The sequence below is a fragment of the Ectopseudomonas chengduensis genome, assembly GCF_900102635.1.
Taxonomy (GTDB): domain Bacteria; phylum Pseudomonadota; class Gammaproteobacteria; order Pseudomonadales; family Pseudomonadaceae; genus Aquipseudomonas; species Aquipseudomonas chengduensis.
On the sequence record NZ_FMZQ01000003.1, the window covers coordinates 72,211 to 92,811 of the forward strand.

Below are 20,601 nucleotides of genomic sequence, written 5' to 3' on the forward strand. Positions count from 1 at the left end.
GTTCAACTGGAGCGATAACAATAATGACCGCCGATCCCTTGCTGACGTTTTTCCTTCCCGCTGCGCTGGGCATCATCATGCTCGGGCTTGGTCTGTCACTGAGCCTGGCCGATTTCGCCCGCGTAGCCAAATTCCCCAAACCGGTGTTGATCGGCCTGGCTTGCCAGCTGCTGCTGTTGCCGCTGGCGTGCTTCTTCCTGGCCAAATTGTTCGGTCTGGCGCCGGCCCTGGCCGTCGGCCTGATGCTGTTGGCTGCCTCGCCGGGTGGCACCACCGCCAATCTCTACAGTCATCTGGCTCACGGCGACGTGGCGTTGAATATCACCCTCACCGCGGTCAACTCGGTGATCGCGATTCTGACCATGCCGCTGATCGTCAATCTGTCGCTGGCCTACTTCATGTCGGCCGATCAGGCCATCCCTCTGCAGTTCGCCAAGGTGGTGCAGGTATTCGCAATCGTCCTCGGGCCGGTGGCCATCGGCATGTGGCTGCGCAGTCGTTTTCCGGGCTTTGCCGAGCGCATGCAGAAGCCGGTGAAGATCATCTCGGCGTTGTTCCTGCTGCTGATCATCCTGTTGGCGGTGGCCAAGGACTGGCGCACCTTCGTCGATTACGCGCCTGCGGTGGGCGGCGCGGCGCTGGCCTTCAACCTGCTGAGCATGGCGGTGGGCTACTGCGTGCCCAGGCTGCTCAAGCTCAATCTGCGTCAGGCCATCGCCATCGCCATGGAGATCGGCATCCACAACGGCACCCTGGCCATCGCCCTGGCGCTGAGCCCGGCGCTGCTGAACAACCCGACCATGGCCATTCCCGCGGCCATCTACAGCCTGATCATGTTCATCACGGCGGCGTTGTTCGGCCTGTGGGTCAACCGTGTGCATGGCGCAGAGCTTGCTCACGAAACGGTGGCTGAACAGTAGGGTGCGCCGTGCGCACCGCTTGAACACGCTGTTATCCAGTGGTGCGCACGGCGCACCCTACCGCTCGTAGCCCAGATTGCATCGGAGTTAGCGCTTGCCCCAGTTCAGCACGGCCAGGGTCAGTAGGCCAGCGACTATGCCCCAGAATGCCGAGCCGACGCCCGCCAGGGTCATGCCGGAGGCGGTGACCAGGAAGGTGATCAGCGCCGCTTCGCGCTCGTTGGGCTCGCTCATGGCTTGGGTCAGGCCGCCGATGATCGAGGCGAACAGTGCCAGCGCGGCGATTGACAGGATCAACGCCGCCGGCAGCGCCGCGAACAGCGAAGCCAGGGTGGCGCCGAAGATGCCGGCGATGGCGTAGAACACCCCGCACCAGACCGCTGCGGTGTAGCGCTTGCGCGGGTCTTCATGAGCTTCAGGGCCGGCACAGATGGCGGCGCTGATGGCGGCCATATGAATGCCATGGCTGCCGAACGGCGCCATCAGGATCGATACCAGGCCAGTGCTGGTCAGCAGCGGTGAGGCCGGCACGTCATAGCCATTGGCGCGTAGAACGGCCATGCCCGGCAGGTTCTGCGAGGCCATGGCGACGATGAACAGCGGAATACCGATGCTGATGGCGGCGGCCAGCGAGAAGCTCGGCGTGGTCCATTCAGGCGTGGCCAGTTGCAACTGGAAATCGCTGAAGTCCAGGAGGCCGAAGACCGCGGCCAGCACGCTGCCGACGATCAGCGCAGAGAGCACCGAGTAACGCGGCCACAGGCGCTTGCCGAGCAGGTAGGCAAGCAGCATGGCGATCACCAGAAAGGGCTGTTGCTCGGCGGCCACGCAGATTTCCAGGCCGATCTTGAACAACACACCGGCCAGCAGCGCGGCGGCGATGGAGCCTGGTATACGGCGCATCAGGCGGTCGAAGGTGCCGGTCAGACCGATCAGTACGATCAGCCCCGAGGCCAGGATGTAGGCACCAATGGCCTCACCGTAGGAGACCTGCGGCAGGCTGGTGATCAGCAGCGCAGCGCCAGGGGTGGACCAGGCGATCATCACCGGCGCGCGATAACGCAGCGAGAGCACAATGCAGCACAGCGCCATGCCGATCGACAGCGCCCAGATCCACGAGGAAATCTGCCCTGCAGTGAGGCCGGCAGCCTGGCCAGCCTGGAACATCAGCACCAGGGAACTGGTGTAGCCGGTGAGCATGGCGATGAAGCCAGCGACCACGGCCGAGGTGGAGGTGTCCGCCAGTGGGCGCAGACGAGTAGGGGCGGCGTCTTGCATCAGAACATTCCAGTGTCGACGATGATGGGGTAGAGCGAGGCGACCAGCAGCAGCGCCATGCCGATGTTGAAGGCGCGTAGCGCGCGCGGGTTGTCCAGCCACTTGCGCAGCATACTGCCGGCGACGGTCCACAACCCCACGCTGGGGCAGTTGACCAGGGCAAACAGGGCGGCGATCAACAGTACGTTGCTGAAGAAGCCATCCTGCGGCGTGTAGGTGGTGATGGCGCCGATGGCCATGATCCATGCCTTGGGGTTGACCCACTGAAAGGCCGCCGCCTGGATGAAGGTGAACGGCTTGGCCTCTGGATTCTCGCGGCTCTGCGGTGCGCCGGACTGGGCGATCTTCCAGGCCAGATAAAGCAGGTACGCGGCGCCGACATAGCGCAGTACATCGTGCAGCACCGGCAGGCGTTGGAACACCTGGCCGAGGCCCAGGCCCACGGCAGCCACCAGCAGCATGAAGCCCAGGCTGATGCCGAGCATGTGTGGAATGCTGCGGCGCACGCCGAAGTTCACCCCGGAGGCGAGTAGCATCATGTTGTTGGGGCCGGGCGTCACCGAGGTGACGAAGGCGAAGGCGATGAAGGCGAGCAGCAGTTCGGTGGACATGGTCGTTCTCCGGTGACTGGCAAAGCCTATTGCGCGGCCGCCACGCCGTCGCGGTACAGCCACCGGTGGGTTGAACCGTACAGTCTGGTCAAGCGCTGCCTGGATGGTTAGCCTCGGCTTTTTGCCGAGCAAGGATAAAGGCGATGCAACCAGACAATCCCTACAGTGCGCCGCAGGTGGAGTTGCTCGACAGCGCGGGCGTACAGTCGTTGCCAGGTTGGAGCGCCAGGCAACTGCAGGTGCTGGGCTGGCTGGCGCTGGTCTCGGTGGTAGCCAACGCGCTGGTGGTCGGGCTTACATTTGCCGGAGCCCTGCTGGAGGCGGATGAAGCTGAACTGCTGTTTACCTACACCGGCTGGCTTAGCCTGGCGCTGGCGTTACTCGGCTGCTACCTGCTGCTGCGCTTCAAAGCCTTTGCCGAAGCCCGCTTTTTCGCGCGCAACCTCAGTGTACCGATCTGGTTGCTGCTTGCGGTGACGCTGCTGTTGGAGGCAGTGGACATGCTTTTCGGTGACCAATTGTTCGCCGGATTGGACTGGCAGACCATCGGCTATATGGCGCTGTTGGGTCTTATGGGCATATGCACCACCTGGCTGGGGATACGGTTGCTCAAGCTGCAAAGTCCCTATCCGGCGCTGAAAGTGATGGCCTGGCTCGATATCGTTGGTGGGCTGATGCTGGCCAGCGTGCTGTTGATGCTGGTGGCGTTGCTGCCGTTGCTTGGGGCCGGCGTGGCGCTGATGCTGGTGTTCTTCAAGGGCGCTGCCGAGTTGCAGGGGGTTGCGGACTGACTGCGTCCAAACGGCAAGAGCCGCCTGATGGGCACAAGGCCAAATCACCGCGGGGGCAGCGCTACAGACCTGTAGGAGCCGGCTTGCCGGCGATGCTTTGCCTCTATGAGCCTGGTGCTCGCCGAGACGCTTGATCGCCAGCAAGCTGGCTCCTACACAGTCATTTTTCTACGTTTGACTGACAGGCATTAGCCCTTCGGGTGGTCACCATTTGTAGTCGAGACTGGCTGTGACCCGGCGTGGGTCGCCGGCATAGCAGTAGAAACCATCGCAGGTGGCCAGGTATTCCTTGTCGAACAGGTTGTTGGCGTTGAGCGATACGCTGGCGCCACGCAGGTTGGCGTCGAGCTGGCCGAGGTCGTAACGCACCGCGGCGTCGTAGACGGTATAGGCGCTGCTGTGGCCGTCGGAAGGATCACGGACGAAGCCCATGCTGCCGACGGCTATGTTGTCGGTGGAGCCGACGAAGCGGGCGCCAAAACCGATGCCGAAACCCGCCAGCACACCCTGGTTCCAGTCATAGTCGGCCCAGATCGATGCCTGATGCTCGGGGATCAGCGGCAGGGCGCGGTTCTTGTCGCGCGGGTCACCGACCTCGGTCATCTTGCTGTTGGTGTAGCTGTAGGAGGCGGTCAGGCTGAGGTTCTCGGTGATGTTACCGGTAGCCTCCAGCTCCAGGCCACGTACCTCTACCTCGCTCACCGGCTCGGTGGCCCCGGCGATGTTGGTGGTCACGATGTTTTGCCGCGTCAGGTCATAGACGGCAGCGGTGAACAGCATGTCGCTGCCCGGCGGTTGATACTTGATGCCCAGCTCGTACTGCTTGCCGGTGCTGGGTTTGAACGCCGCGCCGCCGTTGCCGCCTGCTTCGGCCTGGAAGGATTCGGCATAGGACACATAAGGCGTGAAACCGGAATCGAACACGTAGCTCAGCGCCGCATTGCCGCTGAATTGGCTGTCGCGGCGGCTGTCCCTGGCATCGTTGGCGTTGTGGAACACCGAGTCGGTGTCCAAGCGATCCCAGCGGCCGCCTAGGGTCAGGCGCCAGGCGTCGAGTGCCATCTGGTCCTGCAGATAGAGGCCCGTGTTTCTGCGTTTCTGGTTGTAGTCCTGGAAGGCCGTGTAGCTGATACCACTGAAGTCCTGGCCATAAATCGGGCGGATGATGTTGCTACTCGGCGCAGTACCGTACAGCCAGCGGTAATCGGTCTCGACGCGCAGGTAGTCGAGGCCCAGCAGCAGGGTGTGCCCGATTGCACCGGTGTTGAAATCGGCCTGGAAGTTGTTGTCCACGGCGAAGTGGCTGATGTTTTCGTCATACACGTTGGCACCACGCGCAACCGTACCGTCGTCAGCGACGGCGGTGGCCCAGCCACCGGCCGTGATGATCTGGTTATCCAGCTCAAGCTTGCTGTAGCGCAGGTTCTGATTGAACTGCCAGATATCGTTGATGCGGTGCTCGAAGGCATAGCCCAGTGCATAGAAGGTCTTGTCGTAGAACTCCCAGTCAGGGTCGCCAAGGTTCTTGTGGTAGTCGACCTTGCCGGCCGGGGTGCTCAACTTGGTGCCTTGCAGCGGCAGGAACTGGCTGGTGCCGCCGGTATCGTCACGGTTGAACTGGCTGAGGAAGGTCAGTTTGCTGTCGTCGGCAATGTTCCAGGTCAGGCTGGGCGCCAGGTTGAAACGCTGGTCGTCCATATGCTCGATAACGGTGCCACTGTCACGGCCGGTACCGCTGAAACGGTAGAGAAAGCGACCTTCATCGTCGATCTTGCCGGTGCTGTCGAAGCTGATCTGCTTGTGGTTGTAGTTACCAACCTGCACCTGCACTTCATGGCTGCTTTCGGCCTGCGGGCGGCGGCTGACGGCATCCACCAGGCCGCCGGGCGGGGTCTGGCCATACACTGCCGAGGCCGGGCCGCGCAGCACGGCGACGCGTTCCAGGTTCCAGGTTTCCAGTTTGGGCATGGCGTAGCTGCCCTTGGGCAGTGGCAGGCCGTCGAGCATCTGGATCGGTTCGAAACCGCGGATTTTCATCCAGTCGGCGCGGCTGTCGCTGCCGTAGCTGCTGGCGATGACACCCGGCATATAGCGCACGGCGTCATCGAGGTTCTGCACCTTGCGGTCCTGCATCTGCTCGCGGGTGGCGACGGAGATCGAGCGTGGGGTTTCCAGCAGCGGCGTGTCGGTCTTGGTGCCGGTCGCGGTGCGGTTGGCCAGATAACCACGGGTTGGGCCCCAGGCGGTCTCGGCGGTCTGTTCGCTGGCTGTCACGGTCACGTCCGGCAGTGCCATTGCTGCTTCTGCCGCAGGGGCCAGGCTGTAGGCGCCGCCGTTGCCGCCTTGCAGCTGCAGGCCGGTGCCACGCAGCGCCTGATTGAGGGCTTCGATGGCTTCGTAGTCGCCGCTGACCGGTGCCGAGTTCTTGCCCTCGGTCAGGGCTGGATCGATGCTCAGGGTCACGCCGGCCTGGCTGGCGATCTGGTTGAGCGTGGCTGCCAGAGGACCGGAAGGCAGTTGGTAGACCTCGGCATGGGCCAGCCCGGCATGGCCGGCAAAGGCGATGGTCAGGGCCAACAGCGTGTGGCGGAAAGGGGCAGGGCGGAAGGACATTGCGAACGTCTCCTAAGAGTTAATGTATCTCAATGTCCTTTTGCCGAAGCAGGAAAGAAAAATGACAGGGGCGGAGAAAATTATTTTTCTGCCGGCACCACACGAGTCCACCAGGGGCCCAATTGCTCGGTGCGCACGGGCAGGCTCAGCGCCAAAGCGGCCAGCGCCTTGTCGCTGTCGTGCAGTGGGAAGCTGCCGCTGATACGCAGCCCGGCCAGGCTCGGGTCGAGGCTCAGATAGCCACTGCGGTATTCGCCGAGCTGATCGATCAGGCGTTGCAGGGGCAGGTTGTCCGCCACCAGCATGCCGCGACTCCAGGCGTCGGCGCCGATGGGCGCTGGGTGGCTGTCGCTGAGGTGCTGGCTGTCCATGCGCACCTGTTCGCCGCTGTGGATGATGCGTTCCTGCGAGCCGGCCAGCGGCCTGGCAGCGACCGCTGACTGCAGCACGATCAGTTCGGTCGCAGTACCTTCGCGTCGGACCAGGAATCGCGTCCCCAACGCACGCAGTCGTCCCTGCTCCGTTTCGACGATGAAGGGGCGGGTATCGCCCTTGGCGGTCTGAACCAGGATTTCGCCACTGCGCAGGTGCAGGCGTCGTTCGTTGTCGTCGAATGCGATATCCAGCGCACTGCGGCTGTTGAGGCGCACCTGGCTGCGGTCGGCGAGTAACAGGTCGCGTTGTTCTCCGCTGGCGGTATGGTAGTCGGCTAGGTAATCGCCAAGCGGGCGCTGCTGAGCCAGCAGCACCAGCGTTATGCCCGCGGCCAGCAGCAGACCCAGGGCGCTACCGCCAAGGCGGCGCAGGCTGCGGCGACGGCTGACGCTGCTCTGCAACAGGGCGCGTCGTGCCATCGGCGTGCTGGCGGCAGAAAGCTGCTGGTCGATGCCGCCGAGGCGTCGCCAGACCAGGCCATGCTCCGGGTGCGCGGCCAGCCAGTCGGTGAAGTCGTGGCGTTGCTGCTCGCTGGCTTCGCCCGAGTCCAGGCACAGCTGCCAGGCGATGGCCTCGTCGAGCACGCGAGCCGAGACCTGGCTCATTGCGGCGCTCCGTACAGCGCGATGTAGCACTGGCGCAGGCCCTGGGCGAGGTATTGACGCACGCGCGACGGGGACACGCCAAGGCGCTCGGCGATCTCGGCATGACCGAGGCCATCCAGACGGTTATAGAGGAACGCTGCGCGTGCCTTGCTCGACAGCTGACCGAGCAGGTGATCGATCTCGGCCAGTTGCTCCAGGGCCAGGGTCTGTTCTTCCGGGCTGGGTTGCACGGCTTGCGGAGCCAGCGCGAGTTCTTCCAGATAGGTACGTTCCAGCGCATGGCGGCGAAACTGGTCGACCAGCAGCCCCTTGGCGATGGTGGTAAGCAGGGCTCTGGGCTCGCGCGGGCTGTGCAGGTCGGCGCGACCGAGCAGGCGGACGAAGGTGTCCTGGCTCAGGTCTTCGGCGCGCTGCGCGCAGTTCAGGCTTTTGCGCAGCCAGCCGAACAGCCAGTCACGGTGATCGCGATAAAGCAGACCGACCAGCTGCTGATTGCTGGAATCCTGAACCGACACGCGCACCTCGCGAGATCTAAGTTAAGGTGATAATGATTCGCATATGATTGCAGAGGTCGTGTCAGGGTGCAATCACGCGTTGGCGTGGCATGACCGGTGGCGCGAAGGGCAGGGGCAGGACGGCAAGAAAATTGCGGATGCAGGAGCGAGTGCGGCTCGTAAAGGGCGCGGGTTCGCGAGCAGAGCTCGCTCCTACGGGGGAGTGTGACGATGATGCTTAGGTGCGTTCCTGGCGGCTGCGGGCCAGGGCGTGATTGACTTCCAGCCAACCCTGCACGGTCTCTTCGCTCATCTCGCCGAACACGCGCTGTAGCAGGCGTGCTTGTTCGCGGCGCAGGGCCTGTTCCAGTTTGGCGCCTTCGGCGGTGAAGCCGAGCACACGCTTGCGTTTGTCGTCCGCGGCAGCCTCGCTCTGCACCAGATTCATCTCGATCAGCTGGCGCAACGGCATGTTCAGCGCCTGCTTGCTCACGCCCAGGTAACCCAGCAGCTCAGTCATGTTCAGGCCCGGGTACTTGGCGATGAAAAACAGAATGCGGTGATGCACGCGTGACAGGCCGCGCTTGGCGAGCATCTCGTCGGGCTTGGCAGTGAAGGCCTGGTAGCCGAAGAAGAAGGCTTCCATGGCGGCCTGCTGAGCGGCGGAATTCTTGATGACCTGCGCCCCATGACGGCCGGCCTGCGTGCCCTCGGCGGGTGACGTCAAAAACTTCTCGGAGAAATTTTTTAGGTCAGTCATATTGACGTATCTCTGGTCGGCGGCGTAGTTTCGGTCAAGCAGTTTGACTTAATTCCAACGACTTTTGCACCCCAGGACATCCCATGGCCTTCTCCGAACGCATCGCCCGCCTGAAAAGCTCCCTGATCCGTGAAATTCTTGCCGCGGCGCAGCGTCCAGAAGTGATGTCCTTTGCCGGTGGCCTGCCGGCCGAGCCGATGCTGCCGAAGGTGGACTGGGCCGAGATGCCGGCGAGCATGGGCCAGTACGGCATGAGCGAAGGTGAGCCGGCGCTGCGCGAGGCCATCGCTGCCGAGGCGCGTGCCCTGGGCGTACCCTGCGATGCCAGCCAGGTGCTGATCGTTAGCGGCTCGCAGCAGACCTTGGACCTGGCGTCCAAGCTGTTCATCGATCCGGGCACCGAAGTGCTGCTCGAAGCGCCGACTTACCTGGCTGCCCTGCAGGCCTTTCAACTGTTCGGCGCCGACTGCATCAGCGTACCGCAGGAGGCCGACGGCCCCGAGCTGGCGGCTCTGCGTCAGCGTCTGGAAAACCACAAGCCGGCTTTCGCCTACCTGATCCCGACCTTCCAGAATCCGTCTGGCACCCGTTACAGCGAAGCCAAACGTGAAGCCGTGGCGGCCCTGCTCGACGAGTTCGGCGTGACCCTGATCGAGGACGAGCCTTACCGCGAGCTGGTGTTCGATGCCGGTAGCGCCACCCCCATCGTCAGCCGCCTCAAGAAGGCCAGCTGGATCTACACCGGCACCGTGTCCAAGACGCTACTGCCGGGCCTGCGTGTGGGCTACCTGATCGCCACCAAGGACCTGTATCCGCACCTGCTGCGCCTGAAGCAGTCGGCTGACCTGCACACCAACCGCATCGGTCAGTGGCAGGCGCTGCAGTGGTTGGGCAGCGAGCAGTACCGCGGCCACCTGGCCGAGCTGCGCGACTTCTACCGCATTCGTCGCGACGCCATGCAGACTGCGCTGCTGGAGCACTTCGGCGATCTGGCTGACTGGCAGATCCCTCAGGGTGGCCTGTTCTTCTGGCTGACCCTGAAGCAGCCGCTCGACACCCGCACGCTGCTCGACGCGGCGCTGGCGCAGAACGTCGCCTTCATGCCGGGCGAGCCGTTCTTCATCGATCCGGACGCCAACCCAGGCCGCCTGCGACTGAACTTCAGCCACGTGGCGCCAGAGCGCCTGAGCGAGGGGCTGCGCCGGTTGGCGACGGTAATTCAAGAGGCACAGGCGAAGTAGAGACTTGTAGTGTAGGAGCCAGCTTGCTGGCGATGCACTTGCTAAGACGGATCGCCGGCAAGCCGGCTCCTACAGGTAAAAGAAGGAAACACGGGGAGGGCAACGCGATGTTTAAGGTCTACGGCGACTACCGCTCGGGCAACTGCTACAAGGTCAAGCTGATGCTGCATCTGCTGGGCAAGGAGTACCAGTGGATTCCCATCGATATCCTCAAGGGCGAGACACAGAGCGAAGCCTTCCTGGCCAAGAACCCCAACGGCAAGATCCCGGTGCTGGAGCTGGAAGACGGCACCTGTCTGTGGGAGTCCAACGCCATCCTCAATTTCCTCGCCGATGGCAGCGAGTTCCTACCGACCGAGCCGCGCTTGCGTACCCAGGTGCTGCAGTGGCAGTTCTTCGAGCAGTACAGCCACGAGCCCTACGTTGCGGTGGCGCGTTTCATCCAGCTCTATCAGGGCATGCCCGAGGAACGCCGCGAGGAGCACGCGCGCTGCCTGAAGCTCGGCTACAAGGCCCTGAAGGTCATGGAGAAGCAGCTCGAACGTACGCCCTATCTGGTCGGCGAGCATTACTCCATCGCCGATATTGCCCTGTATGCCTACACGCACGTGGCTCACGAGGGCGGCTTCAGCCTCGAAGCCTTCCCGGCGGTTCGCGCCTGGCTCGATCGCGTCGCCAGTCACCCACGCCACGTGACTATGCTCGGCTGATCACGGTTCGGAGATGGCCTGCGTCCGTGAGGCGCAGCGCTGCCGCCATACCAAGGGGCTCAATCCGGTCTCGCGGCGAAAGGTGCGGGTGAAATGCGACTGATCGCAGAAGCCGTGGGCGTGGGCGATCTGCGTCAATGGCTGGTCGGTGGCCAGCATCATCTCCCTGGCTGCTTCGATGCGTTTGCGTGCCACGTAGGCCAGTGGTGTGATGCCGAAGGTCTGTTTGAACACATGGGAAAAATGGCTGCTGCTCAGTTTGAGTTGGGCGGCCAGATCGCAGGTACGAATGGCAGCGGCCAGGTTGTCGCTGATGTACTGATCCAGGCGTCGCGTCTGCCAGCGTGTCAGACCGTTCGCGCAATGACCAATGCCGCACTGCTTGTTGGCGTTGACCTGGCGTAGCAGCGTCATGGCCTGCTCGACCTGCAGGTAGGCGTTTTGCGTGTCCACCAGCAACTGCGTTTCCGCCTCCGCGAGCAAGGCAGCGATACGGTCCAGTAGCTGCGGGTCTGGCCTGGCCTGGTGCAAGCAGGGCGTAATTGCCTGAAGTTCGCCGAACGAGCCCATTGCCAGCCTCCTTGTCTTATTGGTTGTAAAGCATGCGCGGCGCAGTCGGCGGCGCACAGCTCACAAGGAGGGGAAGGGTGACAACACTAAAGTGGGGTGCCGATCTCCAGCACGCCGCGTTGCACGGCGATGGCCACGGCGTGGGTGCGATTGTTGGCGCCGAGCTTGTCCATGATCAGGCGCATATGGCCTTTGACCGTGTCTTCGGTGATACGCAGTTGCAGCGCAATATCGCGATTTGAATAACCCAGAGCTGCTGCCTGCAGAACCTCCACTTCGCGTGGACTGAGGCACTGCTGGCCGATGTGCTGGGCCAGGTCGGCGGCGATCTCGGGCGGAATATGGCGTTTGCCGGCGGCCAGACTGCGAATGGTCTCCACCAGCTCCTTGCGCAGCGTGCTTTTCAGCAGATAGGCCTGCGCGCCAGCCTGGATCGCATGCAGCGCACGCACGTCACCGCGATAGGTAGTAAGGATGGCGATGCGTGCATCCGGGCATTCGCCGCGAATCGCCAGGATGCTGTCGATGCCGTTCATATGGGGCATCTGCAGGTCCATCAGGGTGACGTCGGGGCGTAGCTGACGAAAACATTCCAGTGCTTCACGACCATCGCTGGCTTCGCCGACCAGATCGATATCCGCCTGCCCGGCGAGCACTGCAGCGATGCCCTCGCGCAGCAGAGGGTGGTCGTCGGCGACCAGCACACGGATGGGGTTGGCAGCGGTCATGACTGCGAGCTCCTGATCAATCGTTTCCAGTTTAGCCAGCGCCGCGCACGAGGGGGCGACTGGCGATAGGCCAATGGTCCGGCCAGGGTCAGCCTGACATGGCAGCCGTGGCCGGGGGCGCTGTCGATATTAAGCGTGCCGCCAATCTTGGCGGCGCGTTCGTACATGCCTTTCAGGCCCCAGTGATCGACCGGCTCTGCGCCCAGCAGGTATTCGGCCAGCAGGCCGCGGCCATCGTCGCTAACGTGCAGTGAAAACTGCCGGGGATGGTAATCCAGCTGCACGCGAACATGACGAGCCCTGGCATGACGGAAGGCATTGCTGACCGCCTCGCGGGCGAGTTGGCTGATCTCGTCATGTACCACCGGATGGAGGGCGCAGGGTGTGCCTGCAATCTCGACCCGATACTCGGTATCGGTATGTTCGTGCAATTGATCGAGTTCGTGCAGCGTCTTTGGCAAGTCGTTCAACGCCTCCTGTGCGTGGCGCAGGTTGCGTACCCGCTCACGACCTTCGGCGATCACCTGATCGGCACGATCCAGGGCATTCTCCAGCTTGCCTCGCGCCGGCTGGTCGGCTGGCAGACTGTCTGCCGCGGCCTGCACGTGGAGCATCAGCCCCTGCACGCCCTGCAGCAAGGTGTCGTGTAACTCGCGGGCGATGCGCTCACGCTCGTTGTGGCGTTCTTCCAGACGTGTGCGCAGGCGTTCGGCTGCGCGCTGCATGTTATTGCGATAGAGCAGGTGCAGGGTCAGCAGCACGACCAGTGCCATGCTCAGGATGAACAGCGGATGGCGGTAGAACACCTGGTCGATGCTGAAGCTGAGTTCGGCATCCTCCTCGCTGGCCACGCCATTCTGATTGAGTGCGCGTACGCGAAAGCGATAGTCGCCGGCGTGCAGGCCGGTATAGGTCGCCTCGCGCTGACGTCCGGCGGAATGCCATTCGCTGTCGAATCCATCGAGACGGTAGAGAAAATGCAGGCCCTCTGGTGCGGACAGGCTCAGGGCACCGTATTGGATGACCAGGCGTTTGCTGTCTGCGGGCAGGGTTGGTGGCGTTCGCAAGGAGATGGTCGCACCGTCAGCCAGTAACGAGTCGATACGCACCTTGGGCGGCTTGTAGCTATGAATCTCCCGATCCGGACTCAAGCCGGCCACGCCGTTGCGGGTGACGAACCACAGGCGACCATCGCTGCTGCGCACGGCTGTTGGCAGAGCGAGCACCTGGTGCGGGTCGTTGGCGAGCCCGCCTTGCAGGTCGTAGGTACGGTAATGGATATGGTGCTTGGGATTGTTCAGCGCCTTTGCGATCTCTTCGGCCGGTAACTGAAAGACGCCACCTTTGCCTTGCAGCCAGAGATCTTCGCCCCGAGGGCCGGTAACCGGGATGATCGCGTAGAGATTGTCGAACAGCCCACTCTCGCTCAGCGGCAGATGCTGGAAACGCTTGCCATCGAAGCGCGCCAGGCCGCGTTGGCCACCGAACCAGCTGTGGTCCTGCGAATGGGCCATCGCCGTAACATGGCCAATATCCAGCCCATCGGCGCTGCCCCAGTGGCGCTCACCCTGATCGTCATGGCTGACGATCAGGTTGTTGCGATAGCCGAACCAGCGTCTGCCATCAGGGGTGAGGGCAGAGCTCACCGGCATCAGTTGTGCCGGGTCCGCGCTGGGGGCAGGAAGCAGTTGCCAGTTGCCATCGCGCAGCACGTAGAGGCCCTGACGGTTGAGCGAGAGCCAGAGCGCGCCCTGATCATCGATCAGCAGGGTGCGCACCGAGGAATCCAGATCACGCTCGACCGGCAGGGCGGAGACTTTTTCCAACTGCTCGCCAGTGATGCGCCAGATACCCTCGGAGCCGGCCAGCCAGACAGAGCCTCCAGGATCTTTGCTGATCGCGCTGATCGGTGTACGCAACGGCAGCTCGTGCAAACCCTGTGCATCCAGGCGCATGAGCGGCAGGTTGCTGCTGGCGGCCCAGAGATTGCCGGTGTCATCGGCTGCAATCGCCAGGTTGTGCGCCTCGGGCGGAAGGCCTGAAGGACGTAGAGGGCGTTCGCGCAGCCGATCAAGCCCGTTCTGCGTGCCGATCCACAGGCTGTCCTCGCTGTCTTCCAGCAGCGGCCAGGCGAAGTTGGAGCTCAGACCATCACGTGAAGAAAGTCGCTCGATATCATCGAAGCTGCCGCTGCCATGCTCGTTGGGATTGGCCACATGCAGCAAACCGCCGCCAGCGGTGCTCAGCCAGAGGCAGCCATGTTGGTCGAACAGCATGGCGTTGGCTCTTTCGCCAAGGGCTATGTGGGTCGCCTGCAGTTGCGGCTGATCGATCTTTACCCGCAGCAGGCTCTCGCGGTCGCGCTCGATCAACCACAGTGCACCGTCAGCGGCTTGCGCGATCTGGCGAGTACGTTGGCTGCGAATGCCGGTGTCGTGCAGCGTCTGGGCGCCAGGCGGCAGCACATAAAGGCGTTGTTCATCGGCCACCCAGAGACGGTCACTGCTGTCGACGAAGACACTGTAGGCATTCTCGCCGACAAAACCGTCCGCGATGCCCAGTTGCTGCCAGCGCTTGCCGTCGAAACGCATCAGGCCGTCGTTGGCTGCAGCCCAGACGCTGCCGTCTGCTGTCTGTGCCAGGGCGTAGATTACGCCGCGGGCCAGATCGAAGCTGCTGGGTTGTTCTTCCACCGATGCGATCAGGTGAACACCGCCGTTGCGCAGGCCGACCCAAAGCCCGGCGTCGCTGGCCAGCAGGCTGGAGACGATGCCAAGTTCATGACCAGCGGGTGTGCGATATCGGGTGAAGTCGAAACCATCGAAGCGATACAGAGAGTCGTGAGTGCCCAGCCACAGGTAGCCGTCCCGGGTTTCGGCCAAAGCGCCGATCTGGCTAGGGCTGTCGTCGTTGAGCGTCCAGCGCCGATGTTCCAGTTGCTGCTCCAGGGCGCTTCTGTCGGCCAGCGCGGCAGCGCTGAAAAGCACCAGGCAAAACAGGCTTGCCATGACGCCGAGGCGAGCTTGTGGGGTGTGTGATTTAAAAACGTCCAACTTGGTTCTGAACCCATTCGATGCTGTAGTCGGCAATTCTTTCCCAACCGGGTTCGGCGATCAGCCAGTGGCTGTAGCCGGGGAACTGCTTGAAGCTGGTGATGGCTGAAGAGCCTCGGTGGCGACGATAGAGGGCGGTCACTACGTTGGCGCGAACGGTGTGGGAATTGCCTGCAGCCAGCAGCAGCAGAGGTGCACGTTCGCCGTTGGTGAAATCGACGGTGCTACCGATGCCCAGCGCAGCCTCGACGAACACCCGGCCAGGCGCCGGAACGATGTGGCGCGCATAGGCGGCGCTTTGCTCTGCAGGTGTCAGCGTTTGCGCCATATTGCGCGCGAAATACTGCGGTGTCATGTAAAGAAGGTTACGCCAACCCACCCAGGGCAACAGCCATGGCCAGGTGCTATACAAGCCCAGCAAACCGGCGCGCGGTGGCAGTGGGTCGATGGCGATGCCGGCCTGGCCCAGGCCGCGGTCGAGCAGCAATTGCACCAGCAGACCACCGAGGTCATGGCCAATCAGTAACGGCGGCTGCTCCAGGTTGCGTACCAGTGTTTCGTAGTGGGTGAGGAGGGCGCTGATGCCGGGTTGTCGACCACCTTTGGCAACCGGCCAAGGTGGCGCCGTGCAGCGATAACCGCAGGCGCTGAAGCGTCTCTGAAATGGCTCCCAGATCGCTGGTGTGAGCCAGGTGCCGTGAATGAACAGGGCGTGACGAGGCATGTTGCACTCAACCTGTCACGCCCTGGTTCGGGCAGTTGCCGTCCTCAGGGGGTGGCATGGAGCACATCCTTGGCTGGCATTAGAAAATGTTCGATATGCACGGGCACGTCCGGGTTCTGGAAATGCCTGGCAGCAGCCTCGATGCGTTGCTCGGCGCGCGTTACCCGACCGTGGTGACGCAGGTGTTCGAGCCAGGACTCATCAAAGAAGAACTCCTGCCAGTGCCGTGGATTCTCGCTGTTCTGTACCAGCCCCCAGGAGAACGCGCCGTTGCGTCTGCGCATGCGGGCGACCTCGGCCATCGCCTGGCGGAAGTCAGGTGCATGCTCCGGCGCGATGTCGTACTGCAGCGTGACCATCACCGGGCCGCGTTCCAGATCGGCTTCGTCAGCCAGGATCGGCGCAGGCCAGTGCAGCGACGGGGCGAGATCTTCGCTTTCGGTTACCGGCAGTGGGAAATGCAGCGTCAGCAGCAAGCCCAGCGCCAGGCAACCAGCCGCGGCCAACAGTGCGACCGAAATCGATGCCTGGCTGGCGACATAACCCCAGAGCGCACCGCCAGCGGCCATGCTGCCGAAGAACACCAGGATATACACCGACAGCGCGCGGGCTCTCACCCAATCCGGCACCGAGGTCTGCGCGCTGACCTGCAGGCTCGACAGTACGGCGATCCAAGCCGCGCCGCTGAGCAGCATCACCGGTAGCAGCACGGCGAAGTCACGCACCCAGGCCAGGGCCAGCAGCACCAGTGCGTAGAGCACGCTGGCAATGGCCACCAGTTTGTTGGCGCTTGTGCGCTCACGCAGTTTGGGCAGCAGCATGGCGCCAAGTACTGCGCCGATACCAACGCTACCCAGCAGCAGGCCAAAGTCGCTAGCGCTGCCCTGTAGCTCGCCGCGCACGATCAACGGCAGCAGCGACATGCCGGCGCTGGCGCCGACGAAGAACGCCGCGGCGCGTACCAGTACCGCCTGCAGTGGTTTCGATGCGCGGCTATAGCGCCAGCCGGCGCGCATGGCGCCCAGCAGGCGCTCGGCCGGGAAGCTGGCGACCTGGCGCTCGCGCTTCCAGGTCAGCAGCACCGCCATCACCGCGAAGAACGACAGGGCATTGAGGGCGAAGGTCGCCCAGGGACCGCTCAAGCTGACCAGTACCCCGGCGATTGCCGGGCCGAGTGCGCGGGCGACATTGATGCCGAGGCTGGACAGGGCTATGGCCGAGGGCAGGTCGCGCTTGCTTACCAGCTCTGGCGTCAGCGCCGACCAGGCCGGCATCATCAAGGCGGTACCGACGCCCATGGCCAGGGTCATGCCCAGCAGCAGCCAGACCGTGGTCAGCCCGAGCAGTGTCAGGGTGGCCAGCAGCGTCGCCACTGCCGCCATCCACAACTGCACGCCAAGCAGGTAGCGACGCTTGTCGATGATGTCGGCCATGGCCCCGGCCGGCAGCGCCAAAAGGAACATCGGCGCGGAGCCGGCGACCTGTACCAGCGCCACGTGCATGGGATTGGTCGACAGGCTGGTCATCAGCCAGCCGGCACCCACCTCGTGCATCCAGGTGCCGATGTTCGAGGCGATGCTGGCCAGCCACAGCCAGCGGAAGGTGCTGTGCTTGAGTGCGCCCCAGGGCGAAGGTTTATCGCTGGCCATGTCAGAAGGCAAAGCACGAGCAGCCGAAGGCGCCCCAGAAGCCCTGATGATCGCTCACCGGGATGCTGCTGCGGCGTGCGCGGTCATGCTGGTGGGCATGCACCGAGCAGGCGCCGATGCACTGGTGGATGCTGGCGGCCATGGGCGCCGCTGACGGCTTCCAGTGCCCAGGCACCAGGGCCACCGGCGACCAGTCCGGCAGTACCGGCAGCGTCGGCGGGGCGAGCTTGTCGAACTCGCCGGTGCCATGCACCACCTTGCCGCCGACGATGGTCAGCACCGACTCCAGCCACTTGATCTGCTCTTCCTCGATGCTGAAGAAGTCCGCGCTCAAGGCCACCAGATCGGCCAGCTGCCCCACCTTGATCTGGCCCTTCTTGCCCTGTTCGCTGGAGAACCAGGCGCTGCCGTGGGTGAACAGTTGCAGCGCGGTGGCGCGTGACAAGCCCTGTGGGTTGAGTGTGGTGCCACCGACCGTCTTGCCGCTGACCAGCCAGTACAGCGCGGTCCAGGGGTTGTAGCTGGCCACGCGAGTGGCGTCGGTGCCGCCGCCGACTGGCACGCCTTCGGCCAGCATGCGCTGAATCGGTGGAGTAGCTTCTGCGGCTTTGGCGCCGTAGCGGTCGATGAAGTATTCGCCCTGGAAGGCCATGCGGTGCTGGATGGCGATGCCGCCACCGAGTGCGCGTACCCGCTCGATATTGCGCGGGCTGATGGTCTCGGCATGGTCGAACAGCCAGGGCAGGCCGTTGAACGGCATGTCGCGGTCGACCTTCTCGAACACGTCGAGCATGCGCGAGATGGATTCGTCGTAGGTGGCGTGCAGGCGGAACGGCCAGCGTTGCTCGACCAGATGACGCACCACCGGCTCCAGATCGGCTTCCATGCTCGGCGCCAGATCCGGGCGCGGCTCGACAAAATCCTCGAAGTCGGCAGCGGAGAACACCAGCATTTCACCGGCGCCGTTGTGGCGGAGGAAATCATCGCCCTGGTGCAGCTTCACGCTGCTGGTCCAGTTCTTGAAATCGGTCAGCTCTTCCTTGGGCTTCTGGGTGAACAGGTTGTAGGCGATGCGCACGGTGAGCTGATCCTTGTCGGCCAGCTCCTGGATCACCTGGTAGTCGTCGGGGTAGTTCTGGTAACCGCCGCCGGCGTCGATGGCGCTGGTCACGCCTAGGCGATTGAGCTCACGCATGAACTGGCGGGTGGAGTTGACCTGATACTCCAGCGGCAGCTTCGGACCCTTGGCCAGGGTGGCGTAGAGAATCAGCGCATTGGGCCGTGCGATCAGCATGCCGGTGGGCTCGCCGCTGGCATCGCGCTGGATCTCGCCGCCGGGCGGGTTCGGTGTGTTCTTGTCGTAGCCCACGGCGCGCAATGCCGCGCGGTTGAGCAGGGCGCGGTCATAGAGGTGCAGGACGAACACCGGGGTGTCCGGCGCCGCCTTGTTCAGTTCATCCAGGGTCGGCAGGCGTTTCTCGGCGAACTGGAATTCGGTCCAGCCGCCGACCACGCGCACCCATTGCGGCGTCGGCGTGCGGTCAGCCTGGTCCTTGAGCATGCGCAGGGCATCGGCCAGCGACGGCACGCCTTCCCAGCGCAGCTCCAGGTTGTAGTTGAGGCCGCCACGAATCAGGTGCAGGTGCGAGTCGTTGAGGCCGGGAATCACCGTGCGCTTTTGCAGGTCGATCACGCGCGTGGCATCGCCGCGCAGGGCCATGGCCTCAGCGTCACTGCCGACGGCGACGAAGCGCCCGTCCTTGATGGCCACGGCGCTGGCCTGGGGTTTTTCGCGGTCGACCGTGTGCAGGCGGCCGTTGTAGAGAATGAGATCGGCACTCATGTTGCCTCCCGATGAACTGGTGGATGAGTCGCTGGCCATGGCCGCAAAGGGCAGGGCTGACCACAATGCCCCGGCCGCGCCAAGGACGCTGCTGGTGGCGAGAAAGTGGCGGCGTTTCGGGTCGGAGGGGTCCTGGCTCATGATCGATCCTCATCTACGGTTGGGTTCAGCCAGGCGTCGAACAGCCGCGTGGCCATGGGCATGAACAGGTACACCACGAGCAGGACGATGCTCAGGGTGATCACGACGTTGCTCGGCAGGTAAGCGCCGAGCCAGGGAATATGGTGGAACAGCGGTTGCCAGAGCAGCGGCACCAGCAGGCTCAGCGGCAGGATCACCAGAAAGGTGACGCAGGCCTGTTTCCAGCGGGGCGGCGGCGCCTGCGCGCTTTCCGGCATGAACCAGAATTCCTTGCCCTGGGCGATCTCCAACTGGTCACCTGCGCGCAGCAGCGGTTCGACCTCAGCGATCAGCTGGCGCCTTTGCTCCGACTCGATCCAGCCCTGCAGCTGCTGCAGGCTGGCGAAACGCAGCACGCAGGTGAATTGCGCCACGCAGGGCTGGCGGCTGCGTACCACGTCCACGCCGAGGTGGCCGGGGCATTGGCTGGCGGTGGCGATGATGCGCCGTAACCAGGCCTCGTAATGTGGCACGTGGCTGGGGCGAACCTGATGGCGCACCACCAGGGTGACGGTTTCCGCTTGCGTCTCGCTCATGCTGGAGACTCTGCTCGAGGCCTTGGTCTTGTCGATCCAGCGGCGCGCACCGATGCGCGCTGCTGGTCGAGTCGAGGGCGTTTCCGCCGTCATGAGATCAGATGGGCGCCGCTACAGGGGCCAGGGTCGGGCCGTGCTCGACACGCTCAGGCGCCTTGTGGACCATGGTGTAGGCGTAGTCCACGCCCATGCCGTAGGCGCCGGAGTGCTCCTTGACCAAGGCCATGACGGCGTCGTAGGTGTCGCGATTCTTCCAGTCGCGTTGCCACTCCAGCAGCACCTGTTGCCAGGTCACCGGCACCACACCGGCCTGGATCATGCGCTGCATGGAGTAGTCGTGGGCGGCCTGCGAGGTGCCGCCGGAGGCGTCGGCGACCATGTAGATCTCGTAGCCGGCGTCGTGCATGGCGGAAAGGGCGAAGGTGGTATTGCACACCTCGGTCCACAGGCCGGAAACGATGACCTTGTTGCGGCCGTTCTTCTTCAGCGCGTCACGGACTTTCTGGTCGTCCCAGGAGTTCATCGAGGTGCGCTCGAGCAGCGGCGCGTCGGGGAATACGGCGAGCAGTTCGGGGTAGGTGTGGCCGGAGAAGCTCTCGGTCTCGACCGTGGTGATGATGGTCGGCACGTTGAAGATCTTGGCCGCCTTGGCCAGGCCCACGGTGTTGTTCTTCAGGGTTTGCCGATCGATGCTCTGCACGCCGAAGGCCATTTGCGGCTGTTGGTCGATGAAGATCAACTGGCTGTTGTGCGGGGTCAGGACTTCGGTTTTTGGATTGCTCATAGCGGTTACCTGTTGGTGGGGCGGTGGACGATGCACGCATCCCGTCGGTCGTTGCCGTCGGGTAGGCGAAAGGACT

18 protein-coding genes are annotated in these 20,601 nt (G+C 63.7%); 4 read left to right on the plus strand and 14 right to left on the minus strand.

Going from position 1 to position 20,601, the window contains the following annotated elements:
• Nucleotides 1-23 precede the first annotated feature (23 nt).
• Complete coding sequence (locus BLS08_RS06985; RefSeq protein ID WP_017677279.1) at nucleotides 24-920, plus strand: bile acid:sodium symporter family protein; 897 nt, start codon at nucleotides 24-26, stop codon at nucleotides 918-920.
• Between the two features lie 87 nt (nucleotides 921-1,007).
• On the opposite strand, the gene BLS08_RS06990 is transcribed toward BLS08_RS06985, so the two are convergent.
• Nucleotides 1,008-2,198 (minus strand): benzoate/H(+) symporter BenE family transporter, encoded by a 1,191-nt coding sequence (locus tag BLS08_RS06990; RefSeq protein ID WP_017677278.1) that lies wholly within the window; start codon nucleotides 2,196-2,198, stop codon nucleotides 1,008-1,010.
• Nucleotides 2,198-2,809, minus strand: a complete 612-nt coding sequence (locus tag BLS08_RS06995; RefSeq protein WP_017677277.1) for a LysE family translocator — start codon at nucleotides 2,807-2,809, stop codon at nucleotides 2,198-2,200. The genes BLS08_RS06990 and BLS08_RS06995 overlap by 1 nt, the downstream gene beginning before the upstream one ends.
• Before the next feature lie 143 nt (nucleotides 2,810-2,952).
• Between BLS08_RS06995 and BLS08_RS07000 the strand changes: the two genes are divergently transcribed.
• On the plus strand, nucleotides 2,953-3,600 hold the full coding sequence (locus tag BLS08_RS07000; protein ID WP_017677276.1) for a hypothetical protein: 648 nt from the start codon (nucleotides 2,953-2,955) through the stop codon (nucleotides 3,598-3,600).
• A gap of 204 nt (nucleotides 3,601-3,804) precedes the next feature.
• Here the strand turns inward: BLS08_RS07000 and BLS08_RS07005 are convergent, their stop codons facing one another.
• From BLS08_RS07005 to BLS08_RS07020, 4 genes are all read right to left on the minus strand, one after another.
• On the minus strand, nucleotides 3,805-6,213 hold the full coding sequence (locus tag BLS08_RS07005; RefSeq protein WP_017677275.1) for a TonB-dependent siderophore receptor: 2,409 nt from the start codon (nucleotides 6,211-6,213) through the stop codon (nucleotides 3,805-3,807).
• Nucleotides 6,214-6,293: 80 nt separating this feature from the next.
• Nucleotides 6,294-7,253 (minus strand): FecR domain-containing protein, encoded by a 960-nt coding sequence (locus BLS08_RS07010; protein ID WP_017677274.1) that lies wholly within the window; start codon nucleotides 7,251-7,253, stop codon nucleotides 6,294-6,296.
• Nucleotides 7,250-7,774: an RNA polymerase sigma factor gene (locus tag BLS08_RS07015; RefSeq protein WP_017677273.1), complete on the minus strand. Its 525-nt coding sequence runs from the start codon at nucleotides 7,772-7,774 to the stop codon at nucleotides 7,250-7,252. The genes BLS08_RS07010 and BLS08_RS07015 overlap by 4 nt, the downstream gene beginning before the upstream one ends.
• 211 nt (nucleotides 7,775-7,985) lie before the next feature.
• Complete coding sequence (locus BLS08_RS07020) at nucleotides 7,986-8,507, minus strand: MarR family winged helix-turn-helix transcriptional regulator (protein WP_017677272.1); 522 nt, start codon at nucleotides 8,505-8,507, stop codon at nucleotides 7,986-7,988.
• Nucleotides 8,508-8,590: 83 nt separating this feature from the next.
• On the opposite strand from BLS08_RS07020, the gene BLS08_RS07025 reads away from it, so the two are divergent.
• Complete coding sequence (locus BLS08_RS07025; protein WP_017677271.1) at nucleotides 8,591-9,748, plus strand: aminotransferase-like domain-containing protein; 1,158 nt, start codon at nucleotides 8,591-8,593, stop codon at nucleotides 9,746-9,748.
• A gap of 107 nt (nucleotides 9,749-9,855) precedes the next feature.
• Nucleotides 9,856-10,458: a glutathione S-transferase family protein gene (locus BLS08_RS07030; RefSeq protein ID WP_017677270.1), complete on the plus strand. Its 603-nt coding sequence runs from the start codon at nucleotides 9,856-9,858 to the stop codon at nucleotides 10,456-10,458.
• Here BLS08_RS07030 and BLS08_RS07035 read toward each other — a convergent pair whose 3' ends face one another.
• From BLS08_RS07035 to BLS08_RS07070, 8 genes are all read right to left on the minus strand, one after another.
• Nucleotides 10,459-11,028: an AraC family transcriptional regulator gene (locus BLS08_RS07035; RefSeq protein ID WP_017677269.1), complete on the minus strand. Its 570-nt coding sequence runs from the start codon at nucleotides 11,026-11,028 to the stop codon at nucleotides 10,459-10,461. It lies immediately after the preceding gene.
• Nucleotides 11,029-11,114: 86 nt separating this feature from the next.
• Nucleotides 11,115-11,756, minus strand: a complete 642-nt coding sequence (locus tag BLS08_RS07040; protein WP_017677268.1) for a response regulator — start codon at nucleotides 11,754-11,756, stop codon at nucleotides 11,115-11,117.
• Nucleotides 11,753-14,764, minus strand: a complete 3,012-nt coding sequence (locus BLS08_RS07045; RefSeq protein WP_055985147.1) for a sensor histidine kinase — start codon at nucleotides 14,762-14,764, stop codon at nucleotides 11,753-11,755. The genes BLS08_RS07040 and BLS08_RS07045 overlap by 4 nt, the downstream gene beginning before the upstream one ends.
• A 31-nt stretch (nucleotides 14,765-14,795) precedes the next feature.
• Nucleotides 14,796-15,533, minus strand: coding sequence for an alpha/beta fold hydrolase (locus BLS08_RS07050; RefSeq protein WP_055985145.1), 738 nt, complete (start codon nucleotides 15,531-15,533; stop codon nucleotides 14,796-14,798).
• Nucleotides 15,534-15,577: 44 nt separating this feature from the next.
• Nucleotides 15,578-17,182 (minus strand): MFS transporter, encoded by a 1,605-nt coding sequence (locus BLS08_RS07055; protein ID WP_055985143.1) that lies wholly within the window; start codon nucleotides 17,180-17,182, stop codon nucleotides 15,578-15,580.
• A gap of 1 nt (nucleotide 17,183) precedes the next feature.
• On the minus strand, nucleotides 17,184-19,166 hold the full coding sequence (locus BLS08_RS07060; protein WP_090336316.1) for an amidohydrolase: 1,983 nt from the start codon (nucleotides 19,164-19,166) through the stop codon (nucleotides 17,184-17,186).
• Complete coding sequence (locus BLS08_RS07065) at nucleotides 19,163-19,741, minus strand: putative antibiotic biosynthesis monooxygenase (RefSeq protein WP_021489898.1); 579 nt, start codon at nucleotides 19,739-19,741, stop codon at nucleotides 19,163-19,165. Before BLS08_RS07065 ends, BLS08_RS07060 begins: the two co-directional genes overlap by 4 nt.
• Before the next feature lie 97 nt (nucleotides 19,742-19,838).
• Complete coding sequence (locus BLS08_RS07070; protein WP_021489897.1) at nucleotides 19,839-20,525, minus strand: hydrolase; 687 nt, start codon at nucleotides 20,523-20,525, stop codon at nucleotides 19,839-19,841.
• Nucleotides 20,526-20,601 lie beyond the last annotated feature (76 nt).